Origin of the sequence: Xanthomonas codiaei, from assembly GCF_002939785.1 — a bacterium.
In the GTDB taxonomy this organism is placed as follows: domain Bacteria; phylum Pseudomonadota; class Gammaproteobacteria; order Xanthomonadales; family Xanthomonadaceae; genus Xanthomonas; species Xanthomonas codiaei.
Map to the genome: position 1 here is coordinate 139,420 of NZ_MDEC01000007.1, position 26,980 is coordinate 166,399.

Genomic DNA, 26,980 nt, shown 5'->3' on the forward strand with positions numbered 1-26,980 from the left:
TCGCCCATCGCTGTCGACTGCCGGACGCATGAGGCACGCGCACGCGCCCGCGTGGCGCATGGCCTGCGCCTATACCGCAGCGGTATGGCGTAGCAGCGGACCTGGCTGCGACACTGTTCCGAAGACCCTCCACCACGCCGCCGACAGTCCCCGCAGGCGCGGCGACCAGGTCGGGCGCACCCACGCCGACTCACTGCGCCATGGCAGACATGCTCGCGAAATGCGAGGGACCGAAACGCGGCGACAACCATGCGGCCATCGCGGTGCGGGCAAGACGCGCATGTCGCTTTCGCCGACCGCCTGCCACGCTCGCCGTTGCGCGACGTCGCGCGCCGGCGACGGCGTATAGCGCGACATCGCCGGTTCGCCCCCGCCGGCAGCGAACGCATCCACGACCTCCGCGGCAACCGCCTCGATACGGCCGGCATCCGCGCTCAACGAGCGGCAGCCGGATGCCTCAGCGCGTTTCCTTCGGCGCCTCGCTCCAGCCCAGCCCCAGGCTCTTCTGCAAGGCCACATAGTTCACCAGCAACTGCACCTGCGCCTGCGCGGCGGCGTCCTGCGCCGAGAGTTGCTGGCGCTGCACATCCAGCAGGTCGATCGAGGAGGTCGCGCCGGCATCGCGGCGTTGCTGCATCAGCCCGGCCGAGCGCGTGGCCGAGGCTTCGGCCTGGCGCGCGACCACCAGTTGCTTGCGCGCCGAGCCGAAACGCGACAGCGCCGCATTGGCGTCCTGCAAGGCGCCCAGCACCGCCGCCTCGTAGGCCGCCTCGCGCCCGGCGTTGCCGGCGCGCGCCTGGTCGACCTGCGCGCGGGTCTTGCCGAAATCGAAGATCGACCAGCGCAGCATCGGCGCCGCCAGCACGGTGCGCGCATCGGAATTGAAATCGCTGGGTGAGCCGGCCACCCAGCTCAGGCCGCCCAGCAGGGTCACCTGCGGGAAATAGCCATTCAAGGCCTCGCCGATCTGGGCGCTGGAGGCAGCCAGCTCGCGCTCGGCCTTGCGCACGTCCGGGCGACGGCGGATCAGCGCACCGGCATCGTCCACGCGCACCTGCGTCGGCAGCATCGGTAGCGGCTGGGGCGTGCTCAACTGGGCATCCAGCGCGCCGGGCTCGCGCCCGACCATCAGCGCCAGCTGGTCCTGCGCTTCCTGCGCCTGCATCTGCAATGGCAGGCGTTGCGCTTGCTGCTGCTGCACCTGGGTGGCGATCTGTTCGACCTGCAGGTCCGACGCGGCGCCCTGGCTCCGGCGTTGCTGTACCAGCTGCAGCGTTTGGCGGATCTTGTCCAGGTTGGCATCGGCGATCGCCAGCCGCGCCTGCAACCCACGGTAGTTGAGGTACACCTGCCCGACCTCGGCGGCCAGCTGCACCTGCGCATCGGCCAGTTCGGCCTCGGAGGCCTGCGCCTGGGCCAGCGCGCCTTCGGCGGCGCGGCGGCGGCGGCCGAAGAAATCCAGCTCCCAGCTGGCGTCGAAGCCGGCGCTGTAGATCTCGGTCTTTTCCAGATCCAGCGCCTGGCTGCCTTGCGCGGGCGGCTGGCCCTGCTGGCCGTTCTGCTGGCCGCCCAGCGTGTCCACGATGGACTGCGGCGGTTCGGCATACGCGTACACCGCGCTGGCGTTGAGCTTGGGCAGACGCTCGGCGCGGCGCTGGCGGGCCAGTGCGCGATTGGCCTGCAGGCGTGCCTGCGCGGCACGCAGATTGGGGCTGTCGGCCAGCGCCTGGGTCACCAGCTGGGTCAGGGTCGGGTCGTGCAGTTCTTCCCACCAGTGGTTCAACGGTGCAGCGGCCACCACTTCCGCGCCGCTGGCGCGATGCAGCGTCGGAGCCTGCATGGCCGCATCGGCCACCGGGGGGGCCTTGGTGTAATTGGGGCCGAGCATGCAGCCGCCGAGCACGACAGCACTCAACGCCGCGGCCAGCGGCAGGCGGAGCAGGCGCATGGAATCAATGCATCGCAAGGTGCGTCCCCTTGGGTAACGGCTTGAGCAAAAAGGCCAGCGGAATCGTGCACACCACGATCATGCCGAAGATCCAGAACAGGTCGCTGTAGGTCATCACCAGCGCCTGCTGTTGCACCACCCGCGCAAACTGCGCGATGGAACGAATCGCCGCCTCGCCCCCGGCGCTGCCCTGCATCTGCGCGCTCAGGCCGGCCAGCGCCTCCTGCGCGCGCGGGGCGTTGGCGGTGATCGAACTGCCGATGGTTTCGGTGTGGAAGGTCATGCGCCGCTCCTGGAAGGTGGAGATCAGCGCCAGGCCGACCGAACCGCCCAGGTTGCGGCCGGCATTGAACAGCCCCGAGGCATCGCCGGCCAGTTCCGGCGGCACCGAGGAAATGGCCGCCTGGTTAAGCGACATCATCGCCAGCGCCAGCCCACAGCCCTGCAGCAGCTGTCCTGCGACGAAATGCATGCCCACCGTGTCGGCGGTCAGTTCCAGATTGACGAAGCAGGCGGCAGCGAAGCACAGCAGGCCGGCGATCACCAGGATGCGCACGTCCACCACGTCCAGCAGCTTGGGCATCATCGGCATCAGCAACACGGTCGGCAGCCCGGACAGCAGCAATACGTAGCCGGCCTGCTCGGTGTTGTAGCCGGAGATCACCGCCAGGAACTGCGGGATCATGTACATCACGCCGAACAGGATCATGCCCACAGCCATGATCATGATGAACACCGCACCGAAGCTGCGATGCAGCAGCAGCGACAGGTGGATGACCGGTGCGCGCTTGCGGAACTGGCCGACGATCAACGCAATGAAACCGCTCAAGGCGATCAGGCTCAGCGTGTTGATCTCGCTGGATTCGAACCAGCGTTCGCGCTGGCCCTCCTCCAGCACCACGGTGAGCCCGCCCAGCCCGGCCGTGAGGCCGTAGATGCCCAGCCAGTCGGCATCGAGCAGACCGGCCCAGTTGCCCTTCTCGTGTTCCAGCCCCAGCAGCAGCAGCGCCACCAGGCCCGCGCAGATCGGCACGTTGATGAAGAAGGCGTAGTGCCAGCTGACGTTCTCGGTCAGCCAGCCGCCCAGCAGCGGGCCGATCACCGGCCCCATGATCACGGTCATGCCGAACAGCGCGGTACCCATGGTCTGCTGGCTGGGCGGCAGCCGGGTGGCCACGATGGTCAGCGCGGTGGGAATCAGCGCGCCGCCGGCCAGGCCCTGCCCCACGCGGCCGATGATCATCATCGGCAACGAGGTCGACAGGCCGCACACCACCGAGAACGCGGTGAACATCACCGCGCAGATCAGCAGGAAGTTGCGCAGGCCCAGGGTGCGCACGAACCAGCCGGTCAACGGGATCATGATGATCTCGGCCACCAGGTAGGCGGTGGAGATCCAGGTGCCTTCGGTACCGCTGGCGCCCACCTCGCCCTGGATGGTGGGCAGGGCCGCATTGACGATGGAGATGTCCAGCGTGGCCATGAACGAGCCGATGGTACCGGCCAGCACCGCCAGCCACGCGCCGGGATCGGCCTTTTCGCGACCGACGCTGCCGCCGGCGCCCTGACCGGTGGCGGCCGCTGCGCTCATCGCGCGCGCTCCTGCTCCTGCACGCGCTCGGATTCTGCTTCGGCACGCTGCTTGGCATCCTTGGCCGAGCGCGTGTCCACCGTCACTTCCACCGACATGCCCGGCACCAGCACCTTGCGCGCCTCGTCTCCGGCCAGCACGCGGATACGCACCGGCACCCGCTGCACCACCTTGGTGAAGTTGCCGGTGGCGTTTTCCGGCGGCAACAGCGCGAATTGCGAGCCGGTACCCGGCGACAGGCTTTCGACCTTGCCGTGCAGCTTCACGCCCGACAGCGCATCGACCTCGATCTCGGCGGGCTGGCCGGGACGCATCAGGCCGACCTGGGTTTCCTTGAAATTGGCGACCAAGTACAGCGACTCCTGCGGCACGATGGTCATGGTGCGAGTGCCGGCGGCCAGGAACTGACCTTCCTGCACGGTCTTGTCGCCGACCCGGCCGTGGATGCGGCTGGTCAGGCGGGTGTCTTCCACCGCCACGCGGGCCTGGTCGGCATCGGCGCTGGCCTGCTTCAGGCCGGCCTGGGCCTGTTCCAGCTGCGCGCGGCTGGCCTGGATCTGGCTCTGCGCCCCGCTGGCCTGCGCCTGTGCGGCCTCGTACTGGGCGCGGGCGCGGGCCAGTTCGTGCTGCAGGCTTTCCTGGTGCTCGTGGGTGTCGGCGCCGGAGGCCGCCAGGGGCGCGAAGCGCTTCACTTCGGCCTGGGCGAACCTGAGACTGGCCGCGGCCGAGGTCACCTGGGTCCGCGCCTGCACCAGCGCCGCTTCCTGGCCGGCGACATTGGCAGTGGCGGCCACGATGTCGGCCTGGCGTGCGGCAATGGCCGCCTCGGCCTGCTGCAGGGTGGCCTGGTAGGTGCGGTCATCGATCTGCAGCAGCGGCTGGCCGGCCTCCACGATCTGGTTGTCGCCCACCAGCACCTTGGTCACATAGCCGCTGACGCGCGGCGCCACCGCCACCGAGTCGGCCTGCAGGTAGGCGTTATTGGTGTCCTGCATGTAGCGGCCCTTGACAAGGTAATAGGCCAGCCAGACAACCAGCAGCACCAGCACCAGCACGCCCACCAGGATCAGGGTCCATCTGACCTTGGGATTCTTCAGCGGCGACGGCTTTGGCGGCTGCTGGGCCTCAACGCCCTGGGCATCGGCGGACGAGTCGCGGCCATCATTGGACGGGTGGTCTTGGTTGCTCAAAGGAAGCGTCCTGTGTGTCGTGGGCGAGGCGCGCCAGGGCATGCCGCAGCAGCGGCGCAAGCGAGCGCGGCGAAACCATACAATTATTTAAACCCGCCAGTACAGATAGTGTGACGAGCCTGGTCAGCCTGCGCTTGGCTTGTGCCGGCCAGTGCGCCTGATGGGTCGGTGGCGCGACGGGCGCCCGGCCCGCGACGACCGGACGCCGCAGTACCGACCGCATGCCCCTGCGACCAGGTTGGAAGTGTCAGCGACCAGGATGGGTTTTTTATTGGGATGCAACGGCCTGCACCGCGCCGGTGTCTGGCACATGGACCTTGGAGCGGCCGGCACCCCGTCGCGGGGGGGGCGCATGGAGATGCACGACGCGCAGGAACCAGGGCGAAGCTTCCGGGCAACGACGTCGCCCACCCGGCCGCCGCACAGGCGGGCGGTGCAGTCAGCGGCCGGTCTTGATCTCGGTCCACAACCGCGTGTACAGGCGGTCCACGTCCGGCGGATTGATCGCGTAGGTGAACATCTTGGCGGTCACCTCCGGCGGCGGATAGATGGTGGGATCGTTGCGGATCGTCGCATCCACCAACGGCGTGGCGGTACGCACCGGGTTGGCGTAGTGGATGAAGTTGGTATTGGCCGCGGCCACCTCGGGCTTCAACAGGTAGTTGATGAAGGCGTAGGCGTTGTCCGGATGCTTGGCGTCCTTGGGAATGGCCAGCATGTCGAACCATTGCGGCGCGCCTTCCTTCGGGATCGCGTAGGCCACCTTGACGGTGTTGCCGGCTTCCACCGCGCGATCGCGCGCCTGGATGATGTCGCCCGACCAGCCCACCGCCAGGCAGGTATTGCCGTTGGCCAGCGAGGTCACGTACTGGCTGGAGTGGAAATTCTGCACATACGGGCGAATGGCCTTGATCAGCGCGGCAGCCTTTTCGATCTCGGCCGGCACCGTGCTGTGCGGGTCCAGGCCCAGGTAATTGAGGGCGATCGGAATCATGTCCGAGGGCGTGTCCAGGATGGTCACGCCGCAGTCCTTGAGCCTGGACAGGTTGTCCGGCTTGAACACCAGATCCCAGCTGTTGGCCACCTCGGTGCTGCCGAAGATCGCCTTGAGCTTGTCGACGTTGTAGCCGATGCCGGTGGTGCCGATCATGTAGGGCACGCCATAGGCATTCCCCGGGTCCTGCGCAGCGATGCGGCGCATCACATCCGGGTCCAGATTGGCCAGGTTGGGGATCTTGCTCTTGTCCAGCGGCAGGAACACGCCGGCCTGGATCTGCCGGCCGAAGAAGTTGAGCGTGGGCACCACCACGTCGTAATCGCTGCCGCCGGCCAGCAACTTGGTTTCCACCATCTCGTCGCTGTCGAACACGTCGTAGGTGACCTTGATACCCGTGCTCTTTTCGAATGCCGGAATGGTGTCTTCGGCGATGTAGTCGGAATAGTTGTAGACGTTGAGCACCTTGGCCTGCGCGTCGGCTTTGCCCGGGGCGCCACCGCCGCCACAGCCGGACAACAGGGTGATGGACAGCGTCAATGCGAGCAGTCGCAGCGTCATGTGGATCTCCAGCGCGATGGGGGCGGCCCGGCGCGGGGCCGGTCTGGCGCCAGACTACCCAGCGTGCCCGGGTTTGCCCAGCGGGGGCCGGCCGGAAGGCGCGCTGGCCATGCGGCAGGCAACGGGAATCATGCGGGCCGCCCGCAGGCGCGTTAGCAGCGACCGATGCCGTGCTCCCGATCGGCAGGCCGGATGCTGCATTGCCTGGCAACGAGCCCAGGGTGCGCCTGCGCGCTGGCGATGCCCTGCTGTCGCTCACCTGCCCAGCGCGTGCGCGGTGTCGTCCAGCGCGCCCCAGGCCTTGTCAAACAGCTCGTCCACCTGTTCGCGGGTGATGATCAGCGGCGGCGACAGCAGCATGGCGTCGTAGGTGGCGCGCAGGATCAGCCCGCGTTGCAGCGCGAAGTCGCGGCAGAGCGCGCCGACCAGCCCGCGACTGGGAAAATACCTGCCGCGTTGGCGCCTGTCCGGCACCAGCTCCAGCGCGCCGACCAGCCCAGCGATGCGCGCCTCGCCCACCAATCGGTGCTCGCCCAGCTCGGCCCAGCGCTGCGCCAGATACGGCGCGATCTGCGTGCGTGCGGTGTCCACGATGCCCTCGTCCTGCAGCAGACGCAGATTCTCCAGCGCCACCGCCGCGCACACCGGATGCCCGGAATACGTGCCCCCATGCGCCAGCTCGCCGCCCTGCTGCTTGAGCACCCCGGCCACGCGGTCGTTGAAGATCGCCGCTGCCAGCGGGATATAGCCGGAGGTGATGCCCTTGGCCAGCGTCATCACATCCGGCTGAAACCCGAAATACTCGGCCCCGAACCACGGCCCGGTGCGCCCGAACCCGCAGATCACTTCGTCGGCCACCAGCAACACGTCGTAGTGCCGGCAGATGCGCGCGATCTCCGGCCAGTAGCTGCGCGGCGGGATATAGACACCGATCGCGCCCAGGATGGGCTCGCCGATGAAGGCCGCCACGTTTTCCGGCCCGAGTTCGAGAATCTTCGCTTCCAGCCGGCGTGCCGCCAGCAGGCCGTAGTCCTGCGGATCCAGGTCACCGCCATCGCCGAAGTGATACGGCGGTGCGATATGCGCGATGCCCGGGATCGGCAAGCCCCCCTGCTTGTGCATGCCCTGCATCCCGCCCAGGCTGGCGCCAGCCATGGTGGTGCCGTGGTAGCCATCGTGGCGGCCGATGAAGACCTGTTTTTGCGGCAGCCCCTGCACCGCCCAGAAATGCCGCACCAGGCGCAGGATGGTGTCGTTGGCTTCGGACCCGGAGTTGGCGAAGAAGGCATGGTTCAGATCGCCCGGCGTCAGCTCCGCCAGCTTGGCGGCAAGGCGGATGGTGGGCTCGGTGGTGCACTGGAAGAAGCTGTTGTAGTACGCCAGCTGCTCCATCTGCCGCGCCGCGGCCTGCGCCAGCTCGGTGCGCCCATAGCCTACGTTGACGCACCACAACCCGCCGAACGCATCCAGCAGCTTGTTGCCGTCGGCATCCCACACGTAGACGCCTTCACCGCGCGTCAGGATGCGTGTACCTTTTTGCGCCAACACCGCGTTGTCGTTGAACGGATGCAGATGATGCGCCGCATCGAGCTGCTGCAGCGACCTGAGCACAGAAGAATCCACGACCTGCTCCACGCGTGAGGAATCAAGAGCATACCCAGGCCCCGTTGCCGGACCGTGGACGGTGTTGCAGAGCGCTCCGCCAAGCCCGTGCGCGTCCGACAGACAGCTTGGCCGCGAGAACTTCCTCTGCCGCTAGCCTCGCCCTCATCCGCCCTTCGGGCATCTTCTCCCCATAAAGGAGGACAATGTCCCAATGGGAGAAGGAAACGTCTGGCAACGTAGGCGGCCTGCACATTTCGACCGCACTTTCGGCCTCCTGCCCAGCACCGCCTGGCCTGTGCATAGCGCCGCACCTCCGTGCGCTGCGCAAAACGGCGCTTGCCCCGCCCTGCTTTGCTTTGCTTTGCTTGCCTTTGCTTGCCTTTGCCTGGCTTTCGCTTTTCCGGGGCCCCATACCGCAGCGGCAAGGCCGGCAGATACAACCCGCAGGGCGGCGCGCATGGATGCGCGACGTTTTTGTAAGGGACATGAATGTCCCTTACAAAAATTTCTGCCGGCCTTGCGCACCCGTAGCACCGCAGGCGCGTAGGGCGCGAGGACGGGGTGTGCTTTCTTTTTGGTTAATTTTTCTTTGCACAAGCAAAGAAAAAGTAACTCGCGCCCAAAGGGCGTGAAAGCTCTGCGTTGGGTTCAACTATCCAGAACAATTCCAAAGAAACGTGAAAGCTCGGCTTTAAATTTGCCCCCAAGAAACGCGCAAGCACACAAGCCACGCCACGCTTCAACACCACCCGACACCGTACCCTCATCCGCCCTTCGGGCACCTTCTCCCAATGGGAGAAGGGAAACGCCCGGTTTCGACCACGCCGCTCACACGTTCAACAACAGAAACTCCCGCTCCCACGAGCTGATCACCCGGAAAAACGTCTCATATTCCTTCCGCTTCACCGAGATATAGGCCCGCACGAAGCGCGCGCCCAACATGTCCTGCAATGCCTCGCATCCCTCCAACCCATCCAGCGCCTCCCCCAACGAGCGCGGCAGGTCGTAGCCCTGCTCCTTGCCATTGCTGCTGACCGGCGCGGTTGGCTCGAGCTTTTCGCGGATACCCAATAACCCGCAGGCCAGGGTCGCCGCCATCGCCAGATACGGGTTGGCGTCGGAGCCGGCGAAGCGGCTCTCCACCCGCATGTTCTGCGGCGCATCGATCGGCACCCGCAGTCCGCAGGTACGGTTGTCGAAGCCCCACAGCACATTGCTCGGCGACACCTCGCCGAACATCAGCCGCCGGTACGAATTGACGTTGGGTGCCAGCAGCCCCATCGCCATCGGAATATATTTCTGCAGCCCGCCCAGATAATGCGCGAAGGTGTCGCTGAAGCCGCCTTCGCGCTTGCCGCTGAACACGTTCTTGCCGGTGCCCGCGTGCAACAGGCTCTGGTGGATATGCATCGCGCTGCCCGGCTCGGTTTCCATTGGCTTTGCCAGGAAGGTCGCATACACGCCGTGGCGCAGCGCAGCCTCGCGCATGGTGCGCTTGAACAGGAACACCTGGTCGGCGCGCGACAAGGCATCGGCATGGGTGAAATTGACTTCCAGCTGCGCGGCGCCGGATTCGTGGATCAAGGTGTCCACATCCAGTTCCATCGCATCGCAGTAGTCGTACATCAGGTCCAGGATCGGGTCGAACTCGTTGACCGCATCGATGGAATACGACTGCCGCGCGGTCTCCGGCCGGCCCGAGCGGCCGGCCGGCGGCAGCAGCGGGAAATCCGGGTCGGTGTTCTTCTGCACCAGGAAGAACTCCAGCTCCGGCGCCACCACCGGCTGCAGCTTGACCTGCGCATAGGCATCGAGCACGCGCCGCAACACATTGCGCGGCGCCAGCTCGTGCGGCTGGCCATCCTTGGTATAGCAATCGTGGATGACCTGCGCGGTGGGGTCGGCGGCCCACGGCACCATGCGCACGGTGGAGGCATCCGGGCGCAGGTGCATGTCCGAATCCGACGGCGAAGTCAGCGCGTAGTAGTCGTCGGGAAAGTCGCCGGTGACGGTGGTGGCGAAGATGCCTTCCGGCAACCGCGTGCCGTAGTCGTGGGAGAACTTGTCGGCCGGAATGATCTTGCCGCGCGCGTTGCCGGTAATGTCCGGCACCAGGCATTCCACCTCGGTGATGTTGCGGTCCTTGAGCCAGCGGCGCAAGGCGCTCTCCGGCTGCTTGGGCGTGGCGATGCGCGAACGTTGACGAAGCGACATACAACCTCACTGGCCGCGCTGGGCGGCATGACGGCGACAGGCCTGGCCGAAGGCCTCGAAGATGGCACGGTAGAACGGTTGCTGTGTGACACGCCATTCCGGATGCCACTGCACAGCCAGCAGAAATCCGGGCCCCGCGCCGCGGAAGGCTTCGATCAGGCCATCGGGTGCGGTGGCTTCGACCAGCAACCCGTCGGCAAGCCGGGCGATGCCCTGCCCGTGCAGCGAATTGACCATCACCTCGCTGGCGCCGCTCATGCCGGCCAGCCAGCCGCCAGGCTGCAGCCGCACCGGATGGGCGGGGCCGTATTGCACTTCCAGCGCAGCGCTGCGGTCTTCGCGGTGATCGGCCAGGCCGGGCACGTCATGCACGCGCTGGTGCAGGCGCCCGCCCAGCGCCACATTCACCTCCTGCAGGCCGCGGCAGATCGCCAGCACCGGCAGGCCGCGCGCCAGCGCCTGCGGAATCATCCCCAGGCTGGTGGCATCGCGGGCCGCATCGTGCGGGTTTCCCTCCCAGCTGGATTCATCGCTGTAGTGATGCGGCTCGATATTGCTGACCGCTCCGGTGAGCAACAGGCCGTCCAGGCGCTCCAGCCACACCGCGGCATCAAGCGTGGGCTGCAGGCTGGGCAGCAACACCGGCATGGCCCCGGCCGCTTCCACCACCGCGCGCACGTATTTTTCGCCGGCCGCCAGGAACGGATGCGGCCCCTGCGCGATGCGGTCGGTCGGCAGCCCGACCAGCGGTACGACAGCCATGCAGACATCCCGATGCGGCGCGTTGAACGGCAGGTGCGTCCGAACTTACCGCGCTACCGCCGCCATTGCCACCGCGGCCGCGGCACGCGCCTGCGACGGCTCACGCGCGCTTTGCTAGGCTGGCGGCGACTTTGCAGGTGGTGCCCATGGCTTCCGAGAACTCCGTCGCGTCCCTGCCCGCCGCCGACGCCACCACCCTGGCGCGCATTCCCGGCTGTGCCTCGGTGGACCTGCTGTTGCCCGATACCAACGGCGTGCTGCGCGGCAAGCGCATCACCGCCGACACCCTGGGCAAGGTGTACCGCGATGGCGTGTGCCTGCCGATGTCGCTGATCGCCACCGACATCACCGGCAACACCGTGGAAGAGACCGGGCTGGGCTATGCGATCGGCGATGCCGACCGCATCTGCCGGCCGATCGCCGGGTCGCTGCGGCCAGTCCCCTGGGCGCCGCAACCCATGGCGCAGCTGTTGCTGGCGATGCACACCCCCGAGGGCGGCCTGTTCGAGGTGGCGCCGCGCGCGGTGCTGCAACGCGTGCTGGCGGGCTTTACGGCGCTTGGGCTGACCCCGGTGATTGCGGTGGAGCTGGAGTTCTACCTGTTCGATGCGGTGCCCGATGCGCAGGGCCGTCCGCAGACACCGCGCGACCCGGTCACCGGCGCGCGCAGCGACAGCACGCAGGTATATTCGCTGCAGGACCTGGACGAGCAGCGCGGCTTCACCGATGCGGTCACCGCCGCATGCCGCCAGCAAGGCATTCCCGCCGACACCGCCGTGGCCGAGTACGCGCCAGGCCAATTCGAGATCAACCTGCAGCATCGCGCCGATGCGCTGGCGGCCTGCGACGAGGCGATCCTGCTCAAGCGCACCATCAAGGCCATTGCGCAGCAGCAGGGCATGCTCGCCAGCTTCATGGCCAAGCCCTTCCCCGAGCAGGCCGGCAGCGGCCTGCACCTGCATGTGAGCCTGCTGGATGGCGACGGGAACAATGTGCTGGCCGGCCGTGCCGACGCGCCGACCGACGCGCTGCGCCACGCCATTGCCGGGCTGCAGCGGCATGCCGACGCCTGCCTGCTGCTGTTCGCCCCGCATGCCAACAGCTACCGCCGCTTCGTCAGCAATGCGTTCGTGCCGCTGGATGCCAGCTGGGGCTTCAACAACCGCACCGTGGCGCTGCGCATCCCGCAGAGCGATGCGCGCAACACCCGCATCGAACACCGCATCGCCGGCGCCGATGCCAACCCGTACCTGGTGGCCGCCGCGGTGCTGGCGGCCATGCTGGACGGCTTGCGACAGCCCGGCGAGCCCACTGCGCCGATCGTGGGCAATGCCTATGCGCAATCGGTGTTCCGCCCACGCACCTGGCAGGGCGCGGTGGATGCGTTCCTGGGCAGCGATTTCATCGACGCCCAGTTCGGCACGCAATTCCGGCAGGTGTTCGGCCAGCAGAAGCAGCGTGAGCTGTTCGACTACCAGGCGCTGGTGCCGGACCTGGATTACGCCCGGTACCTGCGCACCGTGTGATGGGCAGCCCGGCCGCAACCAGCAGCGAAACACCGGGCAGCGGCTATCCGGACAGCTGGTATGCGCGCAGCGCGCCGGCCCTGACCGCCCAGCCGCGCCTGCATGGCGCGCAGCAAGCCGATGTCTGCATCCTCGGCGCCGGCTATACCGGCCTGACCGCCGCGCTGGCGCTGGCCGAAGCCGGCTACCGGGTCGTCGTGCTGGAGGCCCGGCGCATCGGTTGGGGCGCATCCGGGCGCAATGGCGGCCAGGCCATCGTCGGCTACGGCTGCGAGCAGCACACGCTGGAAGCGCTGGTCGGCGATGCCGATGCGCGCCTGCTGTTCGACTTCTCGCGCGACGGCATGCAGTTGCTGCGCCAGCGCATCCAGCGCCACGCCATCACCTGCGACTGGCGCGACGGGCATGCGCACGTGCCACTGAAGCCGCGCCAGGTACGCGCCCTGCGGCACGGCATCGTGCGCATGGCCGAGCGCTACGACTACCCGCTGGAGTGGTGGGACCGCGCCCGCACCCGCCAGGTGCTGGACAGCCCGCTGTACCTGGGCGCGATGTTCGATGCGGCCAGCGGCCACCTGCATCCGCTGGCCTACGCCTTCGGCCTGGCGCGCGCCGCGCTGGCGGCCGGGGTGCTGATCTTCGAGGACTCGGCGGTGATCCGGCAGGACGCTGGTGCACAGGTCACGATGCACACCGCACAGGGCAGCGTCACCGCGGACTTCGGGGTGATTGCCGGCAACGCCTTGCTGCACGGCATCGCCCCGCAGATGGAGCAGCGCATCATGCCGGTGGGCACCTATGTCGGCGCGACGCCGCCGCTGGGCGCGGCGCGCGCGCGCGCACTGATCGGCAACGACATGGCGGTGGCCGATACCAACTGGGCGCTGGACTATTACCGGCTCAGCGCCGATCACCGGCTGCTGTTCGGCGGGCGCGCCAGCTATTCGTCGCGCCCGCCGCCGGGCCTGCAGCGCCTGATGACCCGGCGCATGCACAGCGTCTTCCCGCAGCTGCGCGACGTGCCGCTGGAGACCGTGTGGGGCGGCTATGTGGACATCACCCGCAACCGCGCCCCGCACTGGGGCCGGCTCGCGCCGAACCTGTATTTCGCACAAGGCTTCTCCGGCCACGGCGTGGCCGCCACCGGGCTGGCCGGCCAGGTCATCGCCGAGGCCATCACCGGCCAGAGCCGGCGCCTGGACGTGTTCGCCCGCATTCCGCACCGCCCGTTCCCGGGCGGACAGCGGCTACGCACCCCGCTGCTGGTGGCCGCCATGAGCTGGTACCGGCTGCGCGACGCGCTGTGGTGAACGCCGCCGCAGGCGCCGCGCGCAGGCTGCGACGAAGCGCTCAAGTTTTGGCGGGCAGAGCCGTTAGCTGATCTGACGGTTCGATCCACACGGCCAGCCGATGTCTCCAGGTACCCTACATCGCAATAGTGAAAGTGCAGTTCTGCCGCAGCGCGTGTTGCTGGTGGAGAACTCGCGCACGTTCACCAGCATGCTGCGCGAAGCCATCGAGCAGCGCGTGGAATTGCCGGTCACGGTCGTGTCGACCCTGGCCGAAGCGGCGCGCGTGCTCGACGAAGAGGACGGCTGGTTCCTGGTCCTGACCGGGCTGGTGCTGGTGGACGGCGATCGCGACAAGGTGGTGGAGTTCTTCCTGTCGCGCAACCTGCCCACCGTGGTGGTCAGCGGCGTGTACGACGAGGACCTGCGCCAGCGCGTGCTGCAGCAGCAGATCATCGACTACGTGCTCAAGAACGCACCGGGCAGCATCGAATACCTAGCCTGGCTGGTGCAGCGCCTGGAGCGCAACCGTCGCATCGGCGCACTGGTGGTGGACGACTCGCTGTCCGCCCGCACCTACGCAGCGGCGTTGTTGTCGATGTACGGCTACCGGGTGGTGCTGGCCGCCGACGGCGCCGCCGGCCTGGAAGCCATCGAGCGCGACCCCGGCATCCGCCTGACCATCGTCGACCAGGAAATGCCCGGCATGGAAGGAGTGGAATTCACCCGCCGGCTGCGTGCGATCCGCTCGCGCGACAAGGTCGCGGTGATCGGCATCTCCGGCAACAGCGATTCGTCGCTGATCCCGCGCTTTTTGAAGAACGGCGCCAACGACTTCCTGCGCAAGCCGTTCTCGCGCGAGGAATTCTTCTGCCGTGTCTCGCAGAACGTGGACCAGCTGGAATTGATCGGCACGCTGCAGGACCTGGCCACGCGCGACTTCCTCACTGGCCTGCCGAACCGGCGTTATTTCCTGGAACAGAGCCAGCGGGTGATCCCCAAGCTGCTGTCGCAGGAGCAGACGGTGACCGCGGCGATGCTGGACATCGACCACTTCAAGCACATCAACGACACCTGGGGCCACGAAGCCGGCGACCAGGCGCTGCGTGCGGTGGCCGCCTCGGTCTCCGGGCATGCGCGTCCGCAGGATCTGGTGGCACGCTTCGGCGGCGAGGAATTCTGCCTGCTGGTACCGGGGCTGGATGCGGCCAATGCCGCCAGCTATTTCGAAACGCTGCGCGAGCGCATCAGCGCGTTGCGCGTGCGTATCGGCGATGAAACCCTGAGCATGACCGTGAGCATCGGCGTGTGCATCGCGACCGAAGGCGACCAGTCGCTGCATCACCTGTTGAACGAAGCCGACAAATATCTCTACCTGGCCAAGGCCGGCGGCCGCAATCAGGTACGCCTGGCGAGCTGATCTCTGCGCGCCATCATCAGGGCAATCAGACTCAGCACTGCGGCACCTCCGAGGTAATACCCCACCGCCTGCACCCCGTAGCGCGCTGCCAACTGGGTGGCGACATACGGCGCCGGCGCTGCGCCCAGGATACTGGCCAGGTTGAACGACAGGGATGCGCCGGTGTAGCGCACCTCGGTGGGATACAGCTGCGCCAGCAACGTCCCGCACGGCCCGTAGGTCAGGCCCATGAAGAAGAATCCCAGCGACAGGAAGGCCAGCACCTGCAGCGGATGATCGGCCTGGAAAAGCGGCGCGAACGCCAGCCCGAACGCGATGATGGCGATGCTGGCCAGCATCATCGCCAGCGGCGCGCCGTGGCGGTCGCCAAACCTGGCCGAGGGCGGAATGCCCAGCGCGAAGAACACGATGCCCGCCATCTGCAGCAGCAGGAACTGCTCCTTGTCGTAGCCCAGGGTCTTGGTGCCATAGCCCAGCGCAAACACGGTCATCAGATAGAACAGCACGAAGGTGGCGAACGCACCCAGGGTGCCGACGATCAGTGCCGGCCAATGCTGCCAGACCACCGTGCCCAGCGGCAGGCGTACGCGCGTGTTGCGGTCCAGGGTCTTCTGGAAGTCCGGGGTCTCGGTGATGCTCAGGCGCACCCACAAGCCGGTGATCACCAGCAAGGCGCTGGCCAGGAACGGCACCCGCCAGCCCCATGCCATGAAATCCGCGTCGTCCAGCACCGCCCCCATGCCCAGGAAGGTGCCGGTGGACAGCAGGAAGCCCAACGGCGCGCCCAGCTGCGGAAACATGCCGTACCACACGCGCTTGCCGGGCGGTGCGTTCTCGGTGGCCAACAGCACCGCCCCGCCCCACTCACCGCCCAGGCCCAGGCCCTGGCCGAAGCGGCAGACCGCCAGCAGCGCCGGCGCCAGCACGCCGATCTGCGCATACCCGGGCAACAGGCCGATCGCCACCGTGGACAGGCCCATCGTCAGCAACGCCGCCACCAGCGTGGCCTTGCGGCCGATGCGGTCGCCGAAGTGGCCGAACACCGCCGAGCCCACCGGCCGCGCAACGAAGGCCACCGCAAAGGTCGCCAACGACTGCAGCATCGCCGCACTGCCGTCGTCGGCGGGGAAGAACAGCGTGGGAAACACCAGCACCGCCGCGGTGGCGTAGATATAGAAATCGAAGAATTCGATGGTGGTGCCGATCAGGCTGGCGAACAGCACACGCGCAGGCGAATTGGTCGGCGTGGCGAGCGGCGCGGCAGCGGTCATCGGTGGTAGGCATCCGGAAACGAGACGGCCGATTCTGGCAGATCACGGCCACGCTTTGCGCAGGCGCACCGGCTGGTGGAAAAGTTACAGGCGTGACCGACAGCAGTATGCGCCACGCCGTCCTCGCCCGCCCAAGGCGGCCGACGAGGTGTCGCCAGCCGTTCTTCAAGCGCAGCTGACAAAACGTCTGCGCGCCCGCCAGACGGGCGCGGTCGGTGCCTGGAATCGGCATGCACCACTCCGACACTCCGGTTCCGAGCGCGCCAACACCGTGCCTACCTGATGACCGCTCTCTACGTGTTGTTAGCCGCTTGAAAGTGCTGTCGTCTGCTGAAAGCCCTTGCCCGCTCAGCATCGCGGGACACGCCGCAAGTACGTTCTTGTTGGGTCTTACGCGGCATCCAGACCGCGTCAGGGCCCGCGGCGGTGAGCGGACAAGGACCAGCCAAGATGGTCGGTACGCAGAGTTCTCGACAGAACAACCAACATCGGTCTGGTGCGCTGTCTCAGCTCTGCAATCAAGCCACCAGCAAACTCTCCGGCGCGGTGCCCTCGCCGCTTGCGGGACCGTTGGCGGCATGGATGCCGCCATCGAGCCCCCAGGGATGGGTTCACGGCGTGTCCCGCAAGCGGTGAGGGCAGCGCGCGCTCGATCGACGAAAGTTTTGGCTTGAGCTTCTAACCAAAGTTTCTGACTCAAGCGGAACACCAGCTAGAGTTTCAAAGAAACAGCGAAAAGATCGCTCAACCGCCCTGCGGCAGCTGCGCCGTTCCACGCTGCGCGTGTTCGACCAGGCCGGCGGACGTAATCACCGCACATTGCCGTTCGCCACGCTCTTCTACGCGGACCCAGCCCGGGCCTGATGCACCGTCCAGGTTTGCCGTGCCCAGCCAGGCGAGCGTGCGCAGCAGCACGCTCATGCGCACGCCCAGCTGCTTGCACAGCTTCGACAGCGACACGCCCTCGGGCGCGTCGGCCAGGGCGTGCAACAGCTGTGTGGTGAGCTGCGGGTCAGCGGACAAGCACGGCCCCGATGTCGCGCGGCGCCGCATCGGCGGTTTCGGCGCGGTGCGGCAGCACGATCACCGGAATCGACTTGGAGGTCGGCGTGCGCGCTTCGTCGGCGAAGCTGGACAGCGGCACCAATGCATTGGTTTCCGGGTAGTACGCCGCCAGGCAACCGCGCGGAATGTTGTAGTCCACCAGCAGGAAGCGGCGCGCCTCGCGGCGCACGCCGTCCTCGCACAGGCTCTCCAGGTCCACCCAGTCGCCGGCCTTCATGTTCAGCGCCGCGATGTCGGCGCCGTTGATGAACAACACGCGGCGCTCGCCGAACACGCCGCGGTAGCGATCGTCCAGGCCGTAGATGGTGGTGTTGTACTGGTCGTGCGAGCGCGTGGTGGCCAGCGTGAACACCATCTGATCGCCACGCGCACGCCGCGCGCGGTGGATCGGGTTGTCGGTGGGCACCGCGTGCGATTTGAACACCGCGCGTTGCTCGGGCGTGACCCACTTGCGGTCGCGCGCGGTGTTGGACAGGCGGAATCCGCCCGGCGTGCGCACGCGCTGATTGAAGTCGGCAAAGTCCGGGAACACCTGCGCGATCAGGTCGCGGATGCGGTCGTAGTCGCCCACCAGCCAGCGCCAGCGGATCGCGCTGCGTGCGCCCAGGGTGGCTTCGGCCATGCGCGCAATGATCGCCGGTTCGGACAGCAGGTCCGGCGAGGCCGGCGGATTGATGCCGGCCGACAGGTGCACCATGCTCATCGAATCTTCCACCGTCACGCCTTGCGAGCCGGCGTCCTGGATATCGATTTCGGTGCGACCCAGGCACGGCAGGATTAGCGCATCGCGCCCATGCACCAGGTGGCTGCGATTGAGCTTGGTGGTGACGTGGACGGTGAGTTCGCAATTGCGCAGCGCGCGGTGGGTGGCATCGGTATCGGGCGTGGCGGCAGCGAAATTGCCGCCCATTGCGAAGAACACCTTGGCGCGGCCATCCAGCATGGCCTCGATCGCACCGACGGTGTCGAAGCCGTCGGCACGCGGCGGCGCGAAACCGAATACCGACTGCAGCTTGTCCAGAAACGCGGCCGGCGGCTTTTCGTAGATCATCATCGTGCGGTCGCCCTGCACGTTGCTATGCCCGCGCACCGGGCACACGCCCGCGCCGGGACGGCCCAGGTGGCCGCGCAGCAACAGCAGGTTGGTGATCATGTGGATGGTGGCCACCGAATGCTTGTGCTGGGTGATGCCCATGCCCCAGCACGCAATGACCCGCTCGGCCTTGAGATAGATCTCGCCGGCCTTGCGCAGCGCCGCTTCGTCCAGGCCGGACTCTTCGACGATGGTGTCCCAGGACTCCGCCGCCACATCCGCAGCGAAGGCATCGAAATTGGCGGTGTGCTCGGCGATGAAATCCAGGTCCAGCAACCGCAGCGTGCCGTCGCGCTGCGCCTGCGCGTCGCGTTCGAGCACGTGCTTGATGATGCCCTTGATCGCGGCCAGGTCGCCGCCGATCTTGAGCTGGAAGTAATCCGAGGCGATGCGCGTGGAGCCGTTGTGCAACATCTCCAGCTTGTCCTGCGGGTCGGCGAACTTTTCCAGCCCGCGCTCGCGCAGCGGGTTGAACGCCGCGATCGCCGCCCCGCGCTTGGAGGCCTGGCGCAACTCGCCGAGCATGCGCGGGTGATTGGTGCCCGGGTTCTGGCCGAAGATGAAGATGGCATCGGCCAGTTCGAAATCGTGCAGCGACACCGTGCCCTTGCCCACCCCGATCTGCGAGCGCAGCGCGGTGCCGGAGGGCTCGTGGCACATATTGGAGCAGTCGGGAAAGTTGTTGGTGCCGAACTCGCGCACGAACAGCTGGTACAGGAATGCCGCTTCGTTGCTGGTGCGCCCGGAGGTGTAGAAGATCGCCTCGTCCGCGCTCGCCAGGCCGTTGAGGTGGCCGGCGATCTGCGCGAACGCCGCGTCCCAGCTCACCGGCACGTAGTGGTCGGTGGCCGCGTCGTAGCGCATCGGCTGGGTCAGGCGGCCCTGCGCTTCCAGCCAGTAGTCGCTGTACTGCGACAACAGGCTGACGCTGTGCGAGGCGAACAACTCGGCCCCGGCACGGCGCGCGGTGGATTCGGCCGCCACCGCCTTGGCACCGTTTTCGCAGAACTCGAAGGTGGAGGTGTGATCGCGGTCGGGCCAGGCGCAACCGGGGCAGTCGAAGCCGTCCGGCTGGTTGGCATGCAGCAGCGTCTTGGCGCCCTGCACCGCGATGTCCTGTTCCATCAGGTGCTTGGCCACCGAGCGCAATGCGCCCCAGCCGCCAGCGGGATTGTCGTACTGCTTGATGGTCTTCTTGCTCATGCGGGCTCTCCCACCGCAACGCCCAGGTTCAGGCGCTGCGGATGGCTGTAAACGACACAATCGTGATCGCGGGCAAACCCGATCAGGGTCAGTCCCGCACTGTCGGCCAGGCTGATCGCCAGCGCGGTGGGCGCGGAGATCGCTGCAAGCAGCGGAATCCGGGCCTGCGCGGCTTTCATGGCCATCTCAAAACTGGCGCGGCTGGTCACCACCGCAAACCCTTGCGATGCATCGATGCGCGCGTGCGCCAATGCACCGATCAACTTGTCCAGGGCGTTATGCCGGCCGACGTCTTCGCGCACCAGCTGCACCATGCCCTGCGCATCGGCCCACCCGGCCGCATGCACCGCGCCGGTCTGCGCGGCGATCGGCTGCTGCGCGTGCAGGCCGGCCAACGCGCGCGCCAATGCATCGGTCTCGATCCGCAGGTCCGAGTGCACGACCGGCGGCACACGCAGCACCGCCTCGATCGACTCGTTGCCGCACACCCCGCAACCGCTGCGCCCATCCAGGTTGCGCCGCCGCCGACCCAATGCGGCGGCACGCTCGGGCGGAATCTCCAGTTGCAGCGAGGCGCCTTCCAGGAAGGTCTCCACCGCCACCACCCGCAGGTCCTGCGGGTGGTCGACGATGCCCTCGCTCAGCGAGAACCCCAGTGCGAAGTCTTCCAGGTCTTCCGGTGTGGCCATCATCACCGCGAACGGCACCTGGTTGTAGATCAGCGCGACCGGCATTTCGGCCGCCACCTGGTCCTGTACCGAGGCACCGCGCCCGCCACGATGGCGGAACACCGTGCGCACCACACTGCCGGGGCGCACCGAGCGGGAAGACGGAGTGGTCATCTCACCTCAATGGAACAGCACGAAGGCTTTCTGCAGCGTCACCCAGATGCCGAACAGCATCGGGATGCCCACCGCCAACCAGGCAAACGCCACCAGCGCGGGATTGCCGCCATGGCCGATGCGCGCCATCTGCTCCGGCGGCAGCACCGCGTGCCCGCTGCGGTCGACCTTTTCGTGCGCCAGCTGTTTTTCGCGCGCCAGTTCGTCGGGCGTCATGAAATGACGCGCGGCCACCGGGCGCACCAGCAGGTTGCAGATCAGGCCGAGCACGAGCATGCCGGCGAGGATGTACATGGTGGTGTTGTAGACCTGTGACGGCGGGCTGCCGTGCGCCAGCTGGTACTCGCGCATGTAGCCCACCACCACCGGGCCGAGGATGCCGGCAGTGGCCCAGGCGGTCAGCAGGCGGCCGTGGATGGCGCCGACCATCTGGGTGCCGAACAGGTCGGCCAGATACGCCGGAATGGTGGCGAAACCGCCGCCGTACATCGACAGGATGATGCAGAAGATACCCACGAACAGCGCGATGCCGCCGATGCTGCCGGCCGACGGGGCCGCCGCATACAGGCAGATGCCGAGCAGGAAGAACACGGTGTAGGTGTTCTTGCGGCCGAGCTTGTCGGACATGCTGGCCCAGAAGAAGCGGCCGCCGATGTTGAACAGGCTGAGCAGGCCAGTGAACCCGGCCGCAATGGCGGCAATGCTGGCCAGCTGGGTCGGGTCCAGATTGGCGAAGCCCACATCCACCCCGATCAGCCGGCCGCCGAACACTTCCTGCAGCATCGGCGAGGACATGCCGATCACGCCGATGCCCGCCGACACGTTCAGGCACAGCACGCCCCACAGCAGCCAGAACTGCGGGATGCCCCAGACCTTCTTCACGTGCACATGGTTGGAGGTGATCATCGTGTTGGTGCTGGCCACCGGCGCGGTCCAGCCGGCCGGCGTCCAGCCACTCGGCGGCACGCGGTAGCCGAACGCGCCGGCCATCATGAACACGAAGTACAGCGCCGCCATGACCAGGAAGGTTTCCATCACGCCCACCGAGGTCGGCGTGGCGAAGTGGCGCATCAGCGCATCGGCCAGCGGGCTGCCGATCATCGCGCCGCCACCGAAGCCCATGATGGCCATGCCGGTCGCCATGCCGCGGCGGTCCGGGAACCATTTGATCAGGGTGGACACCGGCGAGATGTAACCCAGGCCCAGACCGATACCGCCGATCACGCCCGAGCCCAGCCACAGCATCCAGATCTGATGGAAGTGGATACCGGCCGCCGAGATCACCAGGCCGCCGCACCAGCACAGCGCCGAGACCACGCCGGCCTTGCGCGGGCCGGCGCGTTCCAGCCAGCCGCCCCAGATCGCCGCCGAACAGCCCAGCAGCACGAAGAACAGCGTGTACATCCACTGCAGTTCGCTGATCTTCCAGTCGCAGGTGGTGGCCACCATGCGCGCGAACAGGCCCATGTCGGCCGGGCAGGCAATCGACTCGGTGATGCCCAGCGCCTTGGACAACGGCAACCAGAACACGCTGAAGCCGTACGCCATGCCGATGCACAGGTGGATCGCCAGCGCTGCCGGCGGAACCAGCCAACGATTGAATCCCGGACGCGCAACGATGCGCTCCTTGGACAGCAGACCGGCGTCAGCGCCGCTGGCTGTCGCCACGGTGGACCCTTGCGTCATTCCCATTTCCCCAAATAAAAGTGCGATGAACCGCGATGAATACGATTGACGGCTGCGATGGATTGGCGTGGTGCGATCAGGCCGGCGACAACAATCAGCCCCGACAGGCGCCGGTCTGGCGCATCATCGGCGATCCTGGCGCCATTGCAATGCTCCGCATCGCCTCGCAGCGTTCCATCGCGCCGTCCCGCCTGCCCCACACAGGCCTTCTCTGTCGTTAGCGGCCGGCCGTGCGACTAATTGACTAGTTCTTGCAGACTGGATCGTACGGTTGCCAGCGGTAGCCGTTGCGGTGCCGTGGGGGCTGGTGGTCCGCCGGAGCGACGGCCGTCGCGCCGGCTGCCGTAGAGTCGGGCCATCCCCGTCATGGAGCCTGCAATGCACGACCACCCCTCGCACCACACCGCCAATGCGTTGCAGGCGCCGGAGCAGCTGGACGCGTTCTGGATGCCGTTCACCGCCAACCGCCAGTTCAAGGCGCGCCCTCGCCTGCTGGCCTCGGCGCACGGCATGTATTACCGCGATGTGGACGGCCGCCAGATCCTGGACGGCACCGCCGGGCTGTGGTGCTGCAATGCCGGGCATGGCCGCGAGCGCATCGTGGCGGCGATCCGCGACCAGGCCGGCACGCTGGATTTCGCGCCCACCTTCCAGATGGGCTCACCGCTGCCGTTCGTACTGGCGCAGCGGCTGGCGGCGATCGCCCCGCCGGGGCTGGAGCACGTGTTCTTCACCAACTCCGGGTCGGAGGCGGTGGATAGCGCGATGAAGATCGTGCTGGCCTATCACCGCCTGCGCGGCGAGGGCCAGCGCACCCGCTTCATCGGCCGCGAGAAGGCGTATCACGGGGTGGGCTTCGGCGGCATGTCGATCGGTGGGCTGCCCAACAACCGCAAGTGGTTCGGCCCGCTGCTGGCCGGCACCGACCATCTGCGGCATACCCTGGACCTGCAGCGCAACGCCTATTCGCGCGGGCTGCCAGCGCATGGCGCGGAGCTGGCCGACGATCTGGAGCGGCTGATCGCCCTGCACGATGCCTCCACCATCGCCGCGGTGTTCGTCGAGCCGGTGTCCGGCTCGGCCGGGGTGATCCTGCCGCCGGAAGGCTACCTGCAGCGGCTGCGCGACATCTGCGACCGCCACGGCATCGTGCTGGTGTTCGACGAGGTGATCACCGGCTTCGGCCGGGTCGGCGAGGCGTTTGCGGCGCAGCGCTTCGGCGTCACCCCGGACATCATCACCGCCGCCAAGGGGCTGACCAGCGGCACCGTGCCGATGGGCGCGGTGCTGGTGAACAGCGCCATCCACGATGCCTTCATGCACGGGCCGGAGGCGGCGATCGAGCTGTTCCATGGCTACACCTACTCCGGCCACCCGCTGGCCTGCGCGGCGGCGCTGGCCACGCTGGACACCTATGCCGAAGAAGACCTGTTCCAGCGCGCGATCACGCTCGGCCCGCACTGGGAACAGGCGCTGCACGGCCTGCGCGGGCTGCCGCATGTGATCGACATCCGCAACATCGGCCTGATCGGTGCGATCGAGCTGGCGCCACGCGACGGCGCGCCGGGGGCGCGTGGCTATGCTGCGTTCGAGCGCTGCTTCCACGAAGGCGGCCTGCTGGTGCGGGTCACCGGCGATGTCATCGCACTGTCGCCGCCGCTGATCGTGACCGAGGAGCAGATCGGGCAGATGGTCCAGACCCTGGCCGGGATCCTGCGCACGTTGGACTGATGCAGGCCGGCCCGGTCGCGCAACGTGTATGCAAGCGCCGGTTGCAGTCCTGCGGTCACGCCCACCTGGCCGTGCGGTCGCCTGGTCCGAGTGGCCGCAGGCCTTGCCCGCAGGCCGTGCGCAGACCCTGGCCACGCGGTGGGCAGGCCACGCAGCGGGCGCCCGCGTGTCACGCACGCAGGCGCCGCGTCAAGCGCGCAAAGCCGGGACAGGCTCACTACAATGCCGGCCCCGTACCCCCTGCAGTTGCCGCATGAACATCGTTGTCAAAGAAGAACTCAAGGCCTATATCGACCCGCTGACGCCCGACGAGCACGAAGCGCTGGAGCGCAGCCTGCTGGCCGAGGGCTGCCGCGATGCGCTGGTGCTGTGGGGCGAGGTCCTCGTCGACGGCCACAACCGCTACGGCATCTGCCAGAAGCACGGGCTGCCGTTCCAGACCGTGCAGAACCCGCGCTTTACCTCGATGCAGGACGTGCACCTGTGGATGATCGAGCAGCACCTGGGCCGGCGCAGCGTTTCCGACTTCCAACGCGGGGTGCTGGCGTTACGCAAGCGCGAGATCCTGGCCGCACGCCAGCGCAGCCAGCGCGAGGCCGATGCCGCCGCCGAGGCGCCGGTGGTGGCCGACACGCACGCACAGACAGACGGTGACGACAGCGCAATGCGCGACAACCCCGCCGCCCAGGCGGCAGAGGACACCGACAGCCCACCGTGGGACGACACCTCCACTCCGGTCAGCCGCGCCGAGCTGGCGCGCGAGGCGCGGCTGAGCAGCAACCAGGTGGTGATGATCGAGCGCATCCACAAACAGGCCGCGCCGGAAGTGGTGCAGGCGGTGAAGGCGGGCGAGATCTCGATCAGCGCCGCCGCTGCGGTGGCCACCTTGTCCGAAGACGAACAGCGTGCCGCCGCGCAGGCCGGCAAGGCCGAGCTCAAGCAGGCCGCCAAGCGCGTGCGCGATGCCAAGCGCAAGCCCAAGTCCGACGAGGCCGAAGTCGGCGAGGCCGAACGCCGCGACCTCAAGGCCCTGCAGCGCCGCGTCACCGAACTGGAGAACGAGAACGCCGCCCTGCAGTCCAAGGTGGCCGCACTGCAAGCGCAACTGGAGCGTCTGCGCGGCTGAGGTACACAGCCGCCAGCCGGCGATGACCGGGCAGGTGCGCGAACGAGCGAACGTCCGATCCAGCAAGCCCGCCTTACGTAGGAGCGCCCCAGGGCGCGATGTGGCCTTCCCGGCAAAGCCCTCGCGCCTGGGGGCGCTCCTACAGTGCGCGAACGAGCGAACGTCCTATCCAGCACGCCCGCCCTTCGTAGGAGCGCCCCAGGGCGCGATGTGGCCTTCCCGGTAAAGCCCTCGCGCCCGGGGGCGCTCCTACAGTGCGCGAACGAGCGAACGTCCGATCCAGCACGCCCGCCTTTCGTAGGAGCGCCCCTGGGCGCGATGTGGCCTTCCCGGCAAAGCCCTCGCGCCCGGGGGCGCTCCTACAGTGCGCGAACGAGCGAACGTCCGATCCAGCACGCCCGCCTTTCGTAGGAGCGCCCCTGGGCGCGATGTGGCCTTCCCGGCAAAGCCCTCGCGCCCGGGGGCGCTCCTACGTGGCAACCGAATCGCGCTACGGGGATGCACGGCGTCCAGCGTGACATGCCATCGGCACGCGACTGGGTACACTCGCGGGATGGACCCAAGCGTTGGCACTTCCCGCCCCACCGATCCCCGCCGCGCCCAGTTGCAGCGCATGAAATTGCTGGCCGTGGCCTTGCTGCTGGCCATGTTCGCCGGCTTCGTGGTCAGCCACCTGATGGGCGAGCACGGCATCTGGGCCTGGGTGTCGGCGTTCTGCGAAGCGGCCACGGTCGGCGCACTGGCCGACTGGTTCGCGGTGGTGGCCCTGTTCCGCCATCCGATGGGCCTGCCGATCCCGCACACTGCCATCCTGCCGCGTGGCAAGGAGCGGCTGGCCGACGGGCTGGCGGTGTTCGTGCGCGACCAGTTCCTGGCGCCGGATGCGTTGATGGACAAGCTGCGCGTGTTCGATCCGGCCAGCCGGCTCGGCGAATGGCTGGCCAAGCCCGAGCAGTCGCATATGCTGGCGCAGATGGCGCGCGGCTGGATGCTGCAGGCACTGGAGCTGCTGGACGAGGCCGCCGTGCGCCGCGCGATCCAGCGCTTCGTGGTGGACCGCCTGCGCAAGTGGAATGCGGCCGCCACCGTAGGCGATGTCATGGCGCTGCTCACCACCGACGGGCGTCACCAGAAACTGCTGGACGAAGTGCTGCTGCGGCTGGGCGAGTGGCTGGACCAGGAGCAGGTCAAGACCCGCGCCTCGGCGCTGATCGTGCGCTATGCACGGCGCGAATGGCCCAAGCTGGTCGGCACCGTGAACTGGGTCAAGCCGATCGAAGAAATCGGCGATTCGCTGGCCGACCGCATGGCGCGTGCGGGGATCGAAGAATTGCAGGACATCCTCACCACGCCCGAGCATCCAATCAGGCGCGACTATGAAGACTGGTTGCAGGGCTACATCGCGCGGCTGCGCGATGAGCCGGAGATGGCCGAACGCGTGGAAGCGCTCAAGCAGCGCGTGATCGACCATCCGGCATTGCAGGACTACGTGCAGGGCCTGTGGGGCGAGATCCGCACGGCATTGCGCAACGACCTGGCACGCGAAGACTCGTCGATGGCCGCGCACCTGGAGCGTTCCATGCAATCGCTCGGCCAGGCGCTGTCGCAGGATCCGTCGTTGCGCGAGGCACTCAACCAGCACATGCTGCAGGCCGCGGACAAACTCACCACGCGCCTGCGTGCGTCGGTCACCGACCACATCGCTTCGACGATGAAAAGTTGGGACGAACGTCACCTCGTCGAACAATTGGAATTGGGTGTGGGACGCGATCTGCAATACATTCGCTTCAACGGCACCCTGGTTGGCGGGCTGATCGGTCTTGCCCTTCACGCATTATCGATCTGGCTATCGTTCTGATGCAC

At 67.5% G+C, this 26,980-nt stretch carries 18 protein-coding genes and 1 other RNA gene; 7 read left to right on the forward strand and 12 right to left on the reverse strand.

Annotated elements, in window-relative coordinates:
- Positions 1 to 457: 457 nt before the first annotated feature.
- From XcodCFBP4690_RS07355 to XcodCFBP4690_RS07385, 7 genes are all read right to left on the reverse strand, one after another.
- The gene (locus XcodCFBP4690_RS07355; RefSeq protein ID WP_167394508.1) at positions 458 to 1,948 is read right to left on the reverse strand and encodes an efflux transporter outer membrane subunit; all 1,491 of its coding nucleotides are present in this window, start codon (positions 1,946 to 1,948) and stop codon (positions 458 to 460) included.
- Positions 1,949 to 1,952: 4 nt separating this feature from the next.
- Positions 1,953 to 3,539 carry an MDR family MFS transporter gene (locus XcodCFBP4690_RS07360; RefSeq protein WP_104540329.1) on the reverse strand — a complete coding sequence of 529 codons (1,587 nt, stop codon included), beginning with the start codon at positions 3,537 to 3,539 and terminating at the stop codon, positions 1,953 to 1,955.
- The gene (locus XcodCFBP4690_RS07365; RefSeq protein WP_104540330.1) at positions 3,536 to 4,729 is read right to left on the reverse strand and encodes an HlyD family secretion protein; all 1,194 of its coding nucleotides are present in this window, start codon (positions 4,727 to 4,729) and stop codon (positions 3,536 to 3,538) included. Before XcodCFBP4690_RS07365 ends, XcodCFBP4690_RS07360 begins: the two co-directional genes overlap by 4 nt.
- Before the next feature lie 439 nt (positions 4,730 to 5,168).
- On the reverse strand, positions 5,169 to 6,284 hold the full coding sequence (locus XcodCFBP4690_RS07370; RefSeq protein ID WP_104540331.1) for a polyamine ABC transporter substrate-binding protein: 1,116 nt from the start codon (positions 6,282 to 6,284) through the stop codon (positions 5,169 to 5,171).
- 255 nt (positions 6,285 to 6,539) lie between these two features.
- Positions 6,540 to 7,907, reverse strand: coding sequence for an aspartate aminotransferase family protein (locus XcodCFBP4690_RS07375; RefSeq protein WP_104540368.1), 1,368 nt, complete (start codon positions 7,905 to 7,907; stop codon positions 6,540 to 6,542).
- An 810-nt stretch (positions 7,908 to 8,717) separates the two neighbouring features.
- Positions 8,718 to 10,103: a glutamine synthetase family protein gene (locus tag XcodCFBP4690_RS07380; RefSeq protein ID WP_104540332.1), complete on the reverse strand. Its 1,386-nt coding sequence runs from the start codon at positions 10,101 to 10,103 to the stop codon at positions 8,718 to 8,720.
- A 6-nt stretch (positions 10,104 to 10,109) separates the two neighbouring features.
- Positions 10,110 to 10,865 (reverse strand): gamma-glutamyl-gamma-aminobutyrate hydrolase family protein, encoded by a 756-nt coding sequence (locus tag XcodCFBP4690_RS07385; protein WP_104540333.1) that lies wholly within the window; start codon positions 10,863 to 10,865, stop codon positions 10,110 to 10,112.
- A gap of 146 nt (positions 10,866 to 11,011) precedes the next feature.
- Here XcodCFBP4690_RS07385 and XcodCFBP4690_RS07390 point away from each other — a divergent pair, with 146 nt between their 5' ends.
- The 3 genes from XcodCFBP4690_RS07390 (at position 11,012) to XcodCFBP4690_RS07400 (ending at position 15,100) form a co-directional block, all read left to right on the forward strand.
- A complete protein-coding gene (locus XcodCFBP4690_RS07390) occupies positions 11,012 to 12,391 on the forward strand; it encodes a glutamine synthetase family protein (RefSeq protein ID WP_104540369.1) in 1,380 nt (459 codons plus the stop codon).
- Entirely contained in the window at positions 12,391 to 13,701 is a 1,311-nt protein-coding gene (locus XcodCFBP4690_RS07395; RefSeq protein WP_104540334.1) for an NAD(P)/FAD-dependent oxidoreductase, read from the forward strand. The genes XcodCFBP4690_RS07390 and XcodCFBP4690_RS07395 overlap by 1 nt, the downstream gene beginning before the upstream one ends.
- A 100-nt stretch (positions 13,702 to 13,801) precedes the next feature.
- Complete coding sequence (locus XcodCFBP4690_RS07400) at positions 13,802 to 15,100, forward strand: diguanylate cyclase (RefSeq protein ID WP_167394509.1); 1,299 nt, start codon at positions 13,802 to 13,804, stop codon at positions 15,098 to 15,100.
- Here the strand turns inward: XcodCFBP4690_RS07400 and XcodCFBP4690_RS07405 are convergent.
- Positions 15,079 to 16,371 (reverse strand): MFS transporter, encoded by a 1,293-nt coding sequence (locus tag XcodCFBP4690_RS07405; RefSeq protein WP_104540336.1) that lies wholly within the window; start codon positions 16,369 to 16,371, stop codon positions 15,079 to 15,081. The genes XcodCFBP4690_RS07400 and XcodCFBP4690_RS07405 overlap by 22 nt on opposite strands.
- Positions 16,372 to 16,601: 230 nt before the next feature.
- Here XcodCFBP4690_RS07405 and XcodCFBP4690_RS07410 point away from each other — a divergent pair.
- Positions 16,602 to 16,680: non-coding RNA, sX9 sRNA (locus tag XcodCFBP4690_RS07410), on the forward strand.
- Between the two features lie 435 nt (positions 16,681 to 17,115).
- Here the strand turns inward: XcodCFBP4690_RS07410 and XcodCFBP4690_RS07415 are convergent.
- Genes XcodCFBP4690_RS07415 through XcodCFBP4690_RS07430 form a run of 4 tightly spaced genes read right to left on the reverse strand, consistent with a single transcriptional unit; the run spans position 17,116 to position 22,260 of the window.
- A complete protein-coding gene (locus XcodCFBP4690_RS07415; protein WP_167394510.1) occupies positions 17,116 to 17,394 on the reverse strand; it encodes a hypothetical protein in 279 nt (92 codons plus the stop codon).
- The gene (locus XcodCFBP4690_RS07420; RefSeq protein WP_104540338.1) at positions 17,384 to 19,732 is read right to left on the reverse strand and encodes an FdhF/YdeP family oxidoreductase; all 2,349 of its coding nucleotides are present in this window, start codon (positions 19,730 to 19,732) and stop codon (positions 17,384 to 17,386) included. Before XcodCFBP4690_RS07420 ends, XcodCFBP4690_RS07415 begins: the two co-directional genes overlap by 11 nt.
- Positions 19,729 to 20,574 carry a formate dehydrogenase accessory sulfurtransferase FdhD gene (gene fdhD, locus XcodCFBP4690_RS07425; RefSeq protein ID WP_104540339.1) on the reverse strand — a complete coding sequence of 282 codons (846 nt, stop codon included), beginning with the start codon at positions 20,572 to 20,574 and terminating at the stop codon, positions 19,729 to 19,731. The genes XcodCFBP4690_RS07420 and fdhD overlap by 4 nt, the downstream gene beginning before the upstream one ends.
- Positions 20,575 to 20,580: 6 nt before the next feature.
- Positions 20,581 to 22,260 carry an OFA family MFS transporter gene (locus tag XcodCFBP4690_RS07430; RefSeq protein WP_104540340.1) on the reverse strand — a complete coding sequence of 560 codons (1,680 nt, stop codon included), beginning with the start codon at positions 22,258 to 22,260 and terminating at the stop codon, positions 20,581 to 20,583.
- 366 nt (positions 22,261 to 22,626) lie between these two features.
- On the opposite strand from XcodCFBP4690_RS07430, the gene aptA reads away from it, so the two are divergent.
- The 3 genes from aptA (at position 22,627) to XcodCFBP4690_RS07450 (ending at position 26,975) form a co-directional block, all read left to right on the forward strand.
- Positions 22,627 to 23,991 carry an omega-aminotransferase AptA gene (gene aptA, locus XcodCFBP4690_RS07440; protein WP_410049622.1) on the forward strand — a complete coding sequence of 455 codons (1,365 nt, stop codon included), beginning with the start codon at positions 22,627 to 22,629 and terminating at the stop codon, positions 23,989 to 23,991.
- A gap of 253 nt (positions 23,992 to 24,244) precedes the next feature.
- Entirely contained in the window at positions 24,245 to 25,117 is an 873-nt protein-coding gene (locus XcodCFBP4690_RS07445; protein WP_104540343.1) for a plasmid replication/partition related protein, read from the forward strand.
- Between the two features lie 553 nt (positions 25,118 to 25,670).
- Positions 25,671 to 26,975, forward strand: coding sequence for a DUF445 domain-containing protein (locus XcodCFBP4690_RS07450; protein ID WP_104540344.1), 1,305 nt, complete (start codon positions 25,671 to 25,673; stop codon positions 26,973 to 26,975).
- Positions 26,976 to 26,980 lie beyond the last annotated feature (5 nt).

What these genes read in the sequence shown, in the direction of transcription:
- XcodCFBP4690_RS07385 (WP_104540333.1), bottom strand. Translation starts at nt 10,865, where the DNA reads ATGGCTGTCGTACCGCTGGTCGGGCTGCCGACCGACCGCATCGCGCAG.
- aptA (WP_410049622.1), top strand. Translation starts at nt 22,627, where the DNA reads ATGGAGCCTGCAATGCACGACCACCCCTCGCACCACACCGCCAATGCG.
- XcodCFBP4690_RS07430 (WP_104540340.1), bottom strand. Translation starts at nt 22,260, where the DNA reads ATGACGCAAGGGTCCACCGTGGCGACAGCCAGCGGCGCTGACGCCGGT.
- XcodCFBP4690_RS07355 (WP_167394508.1), bottom strand. Translation starts at nt 1,948, where the DNA reads ATGCGCCTGCTCCGCCTGCCGCTGGCCGCGGCGTTGAGTGCTGTCGTG.
- fdhD (WP_104540339.1), bottom strand. Translation starts at nt 20,574, where the DNA reads ATGACCACTCCGTCTTCCCGCTCGGTGCGCCCCGGCAGTGTGGTGCGC.
- XcodCFBP4690_RS07420 (WP_104540338.1), bottom strand. Translation starts at nt 19,732, where the DNA reads ATGAGCAAGAAGACCATCAAGCAGTACGACAATCCCGCTGGCGGCTGG.
- XcodCFBP4690_RS07445 (WP_104540343.1), top strand. Translation starts at nt 24,245, where the DNA reads ATGAACATCGTTGTCAAAGAAGAACTCAAGGCCTATATCGACCCGCTG.
- XcodCFBP4690_RS07370 (WP_104540331.1), bottom strand. Translation starts at nt 6,284, where the DNA reads ATGACGCTGCGACTGCTCGCATTGACGCTGTCCATCACCCTGTTGTCC.
- XcodCFBP4690_RS07400 (WP_167394509.1), top strand. Translation starts at nt 13,802, where the DNA reads ATGTCTCCAGGTACCCTACATCGCAATAGTGAAAGTGCAGTTCTGCCG.
- XcodCFBP4690_RS07380 (WP_104540332.1), bottom strand. Translation starts at nt 10,103, where the DNA reads ATGTCGCTTCGTCAACGTTCGCGCATCGCCACGCCCAAGCAGCCGGAG.
- XcodCFBP4690_RS07360 (WP_104540329.1), bottom strand. Translation starts at nt 3,539, where the DNA reads ATGAGCGCAGCGGCCGCCACCGGTCAGGGCGCCGGCGGCAGCGTCGGT.
- XcodCFBP4690_RS07390 (WP_104540369.1), top strand. Translation starts at nt 11,012, where the DNA reads ATGGCTTCCGAGAACTCCGTCGCGTCCCTGCCCGCCGCCGACGCCACC.
- XcodCFBP4690_RS07405 (WP_104540336.1), bottom strand. Translation starts at nt 16,371, where the DNA reads ATGACCGCTGCCGCGCCGCTCGCCACGCCGACCAATTCGCCTGCGCGT.
- XcodCFBP4690_RS07450 (WP_104540344.1), top strand. Translation starts at nt 25,671, where the DNA reads ATGGACCCAAGCGTTGGCACTTCCCGCCCCACCGATCCCCGCCGCGCC.
- XcodCFBP4690_RS07395 (WP_104540334.1), top strand. Translation starts at nt 12,391, where the DNA reads ATGGGCAGCCCGGCCGCAACCAGCAGCGAAACACCGGGCAGCGGCTAT.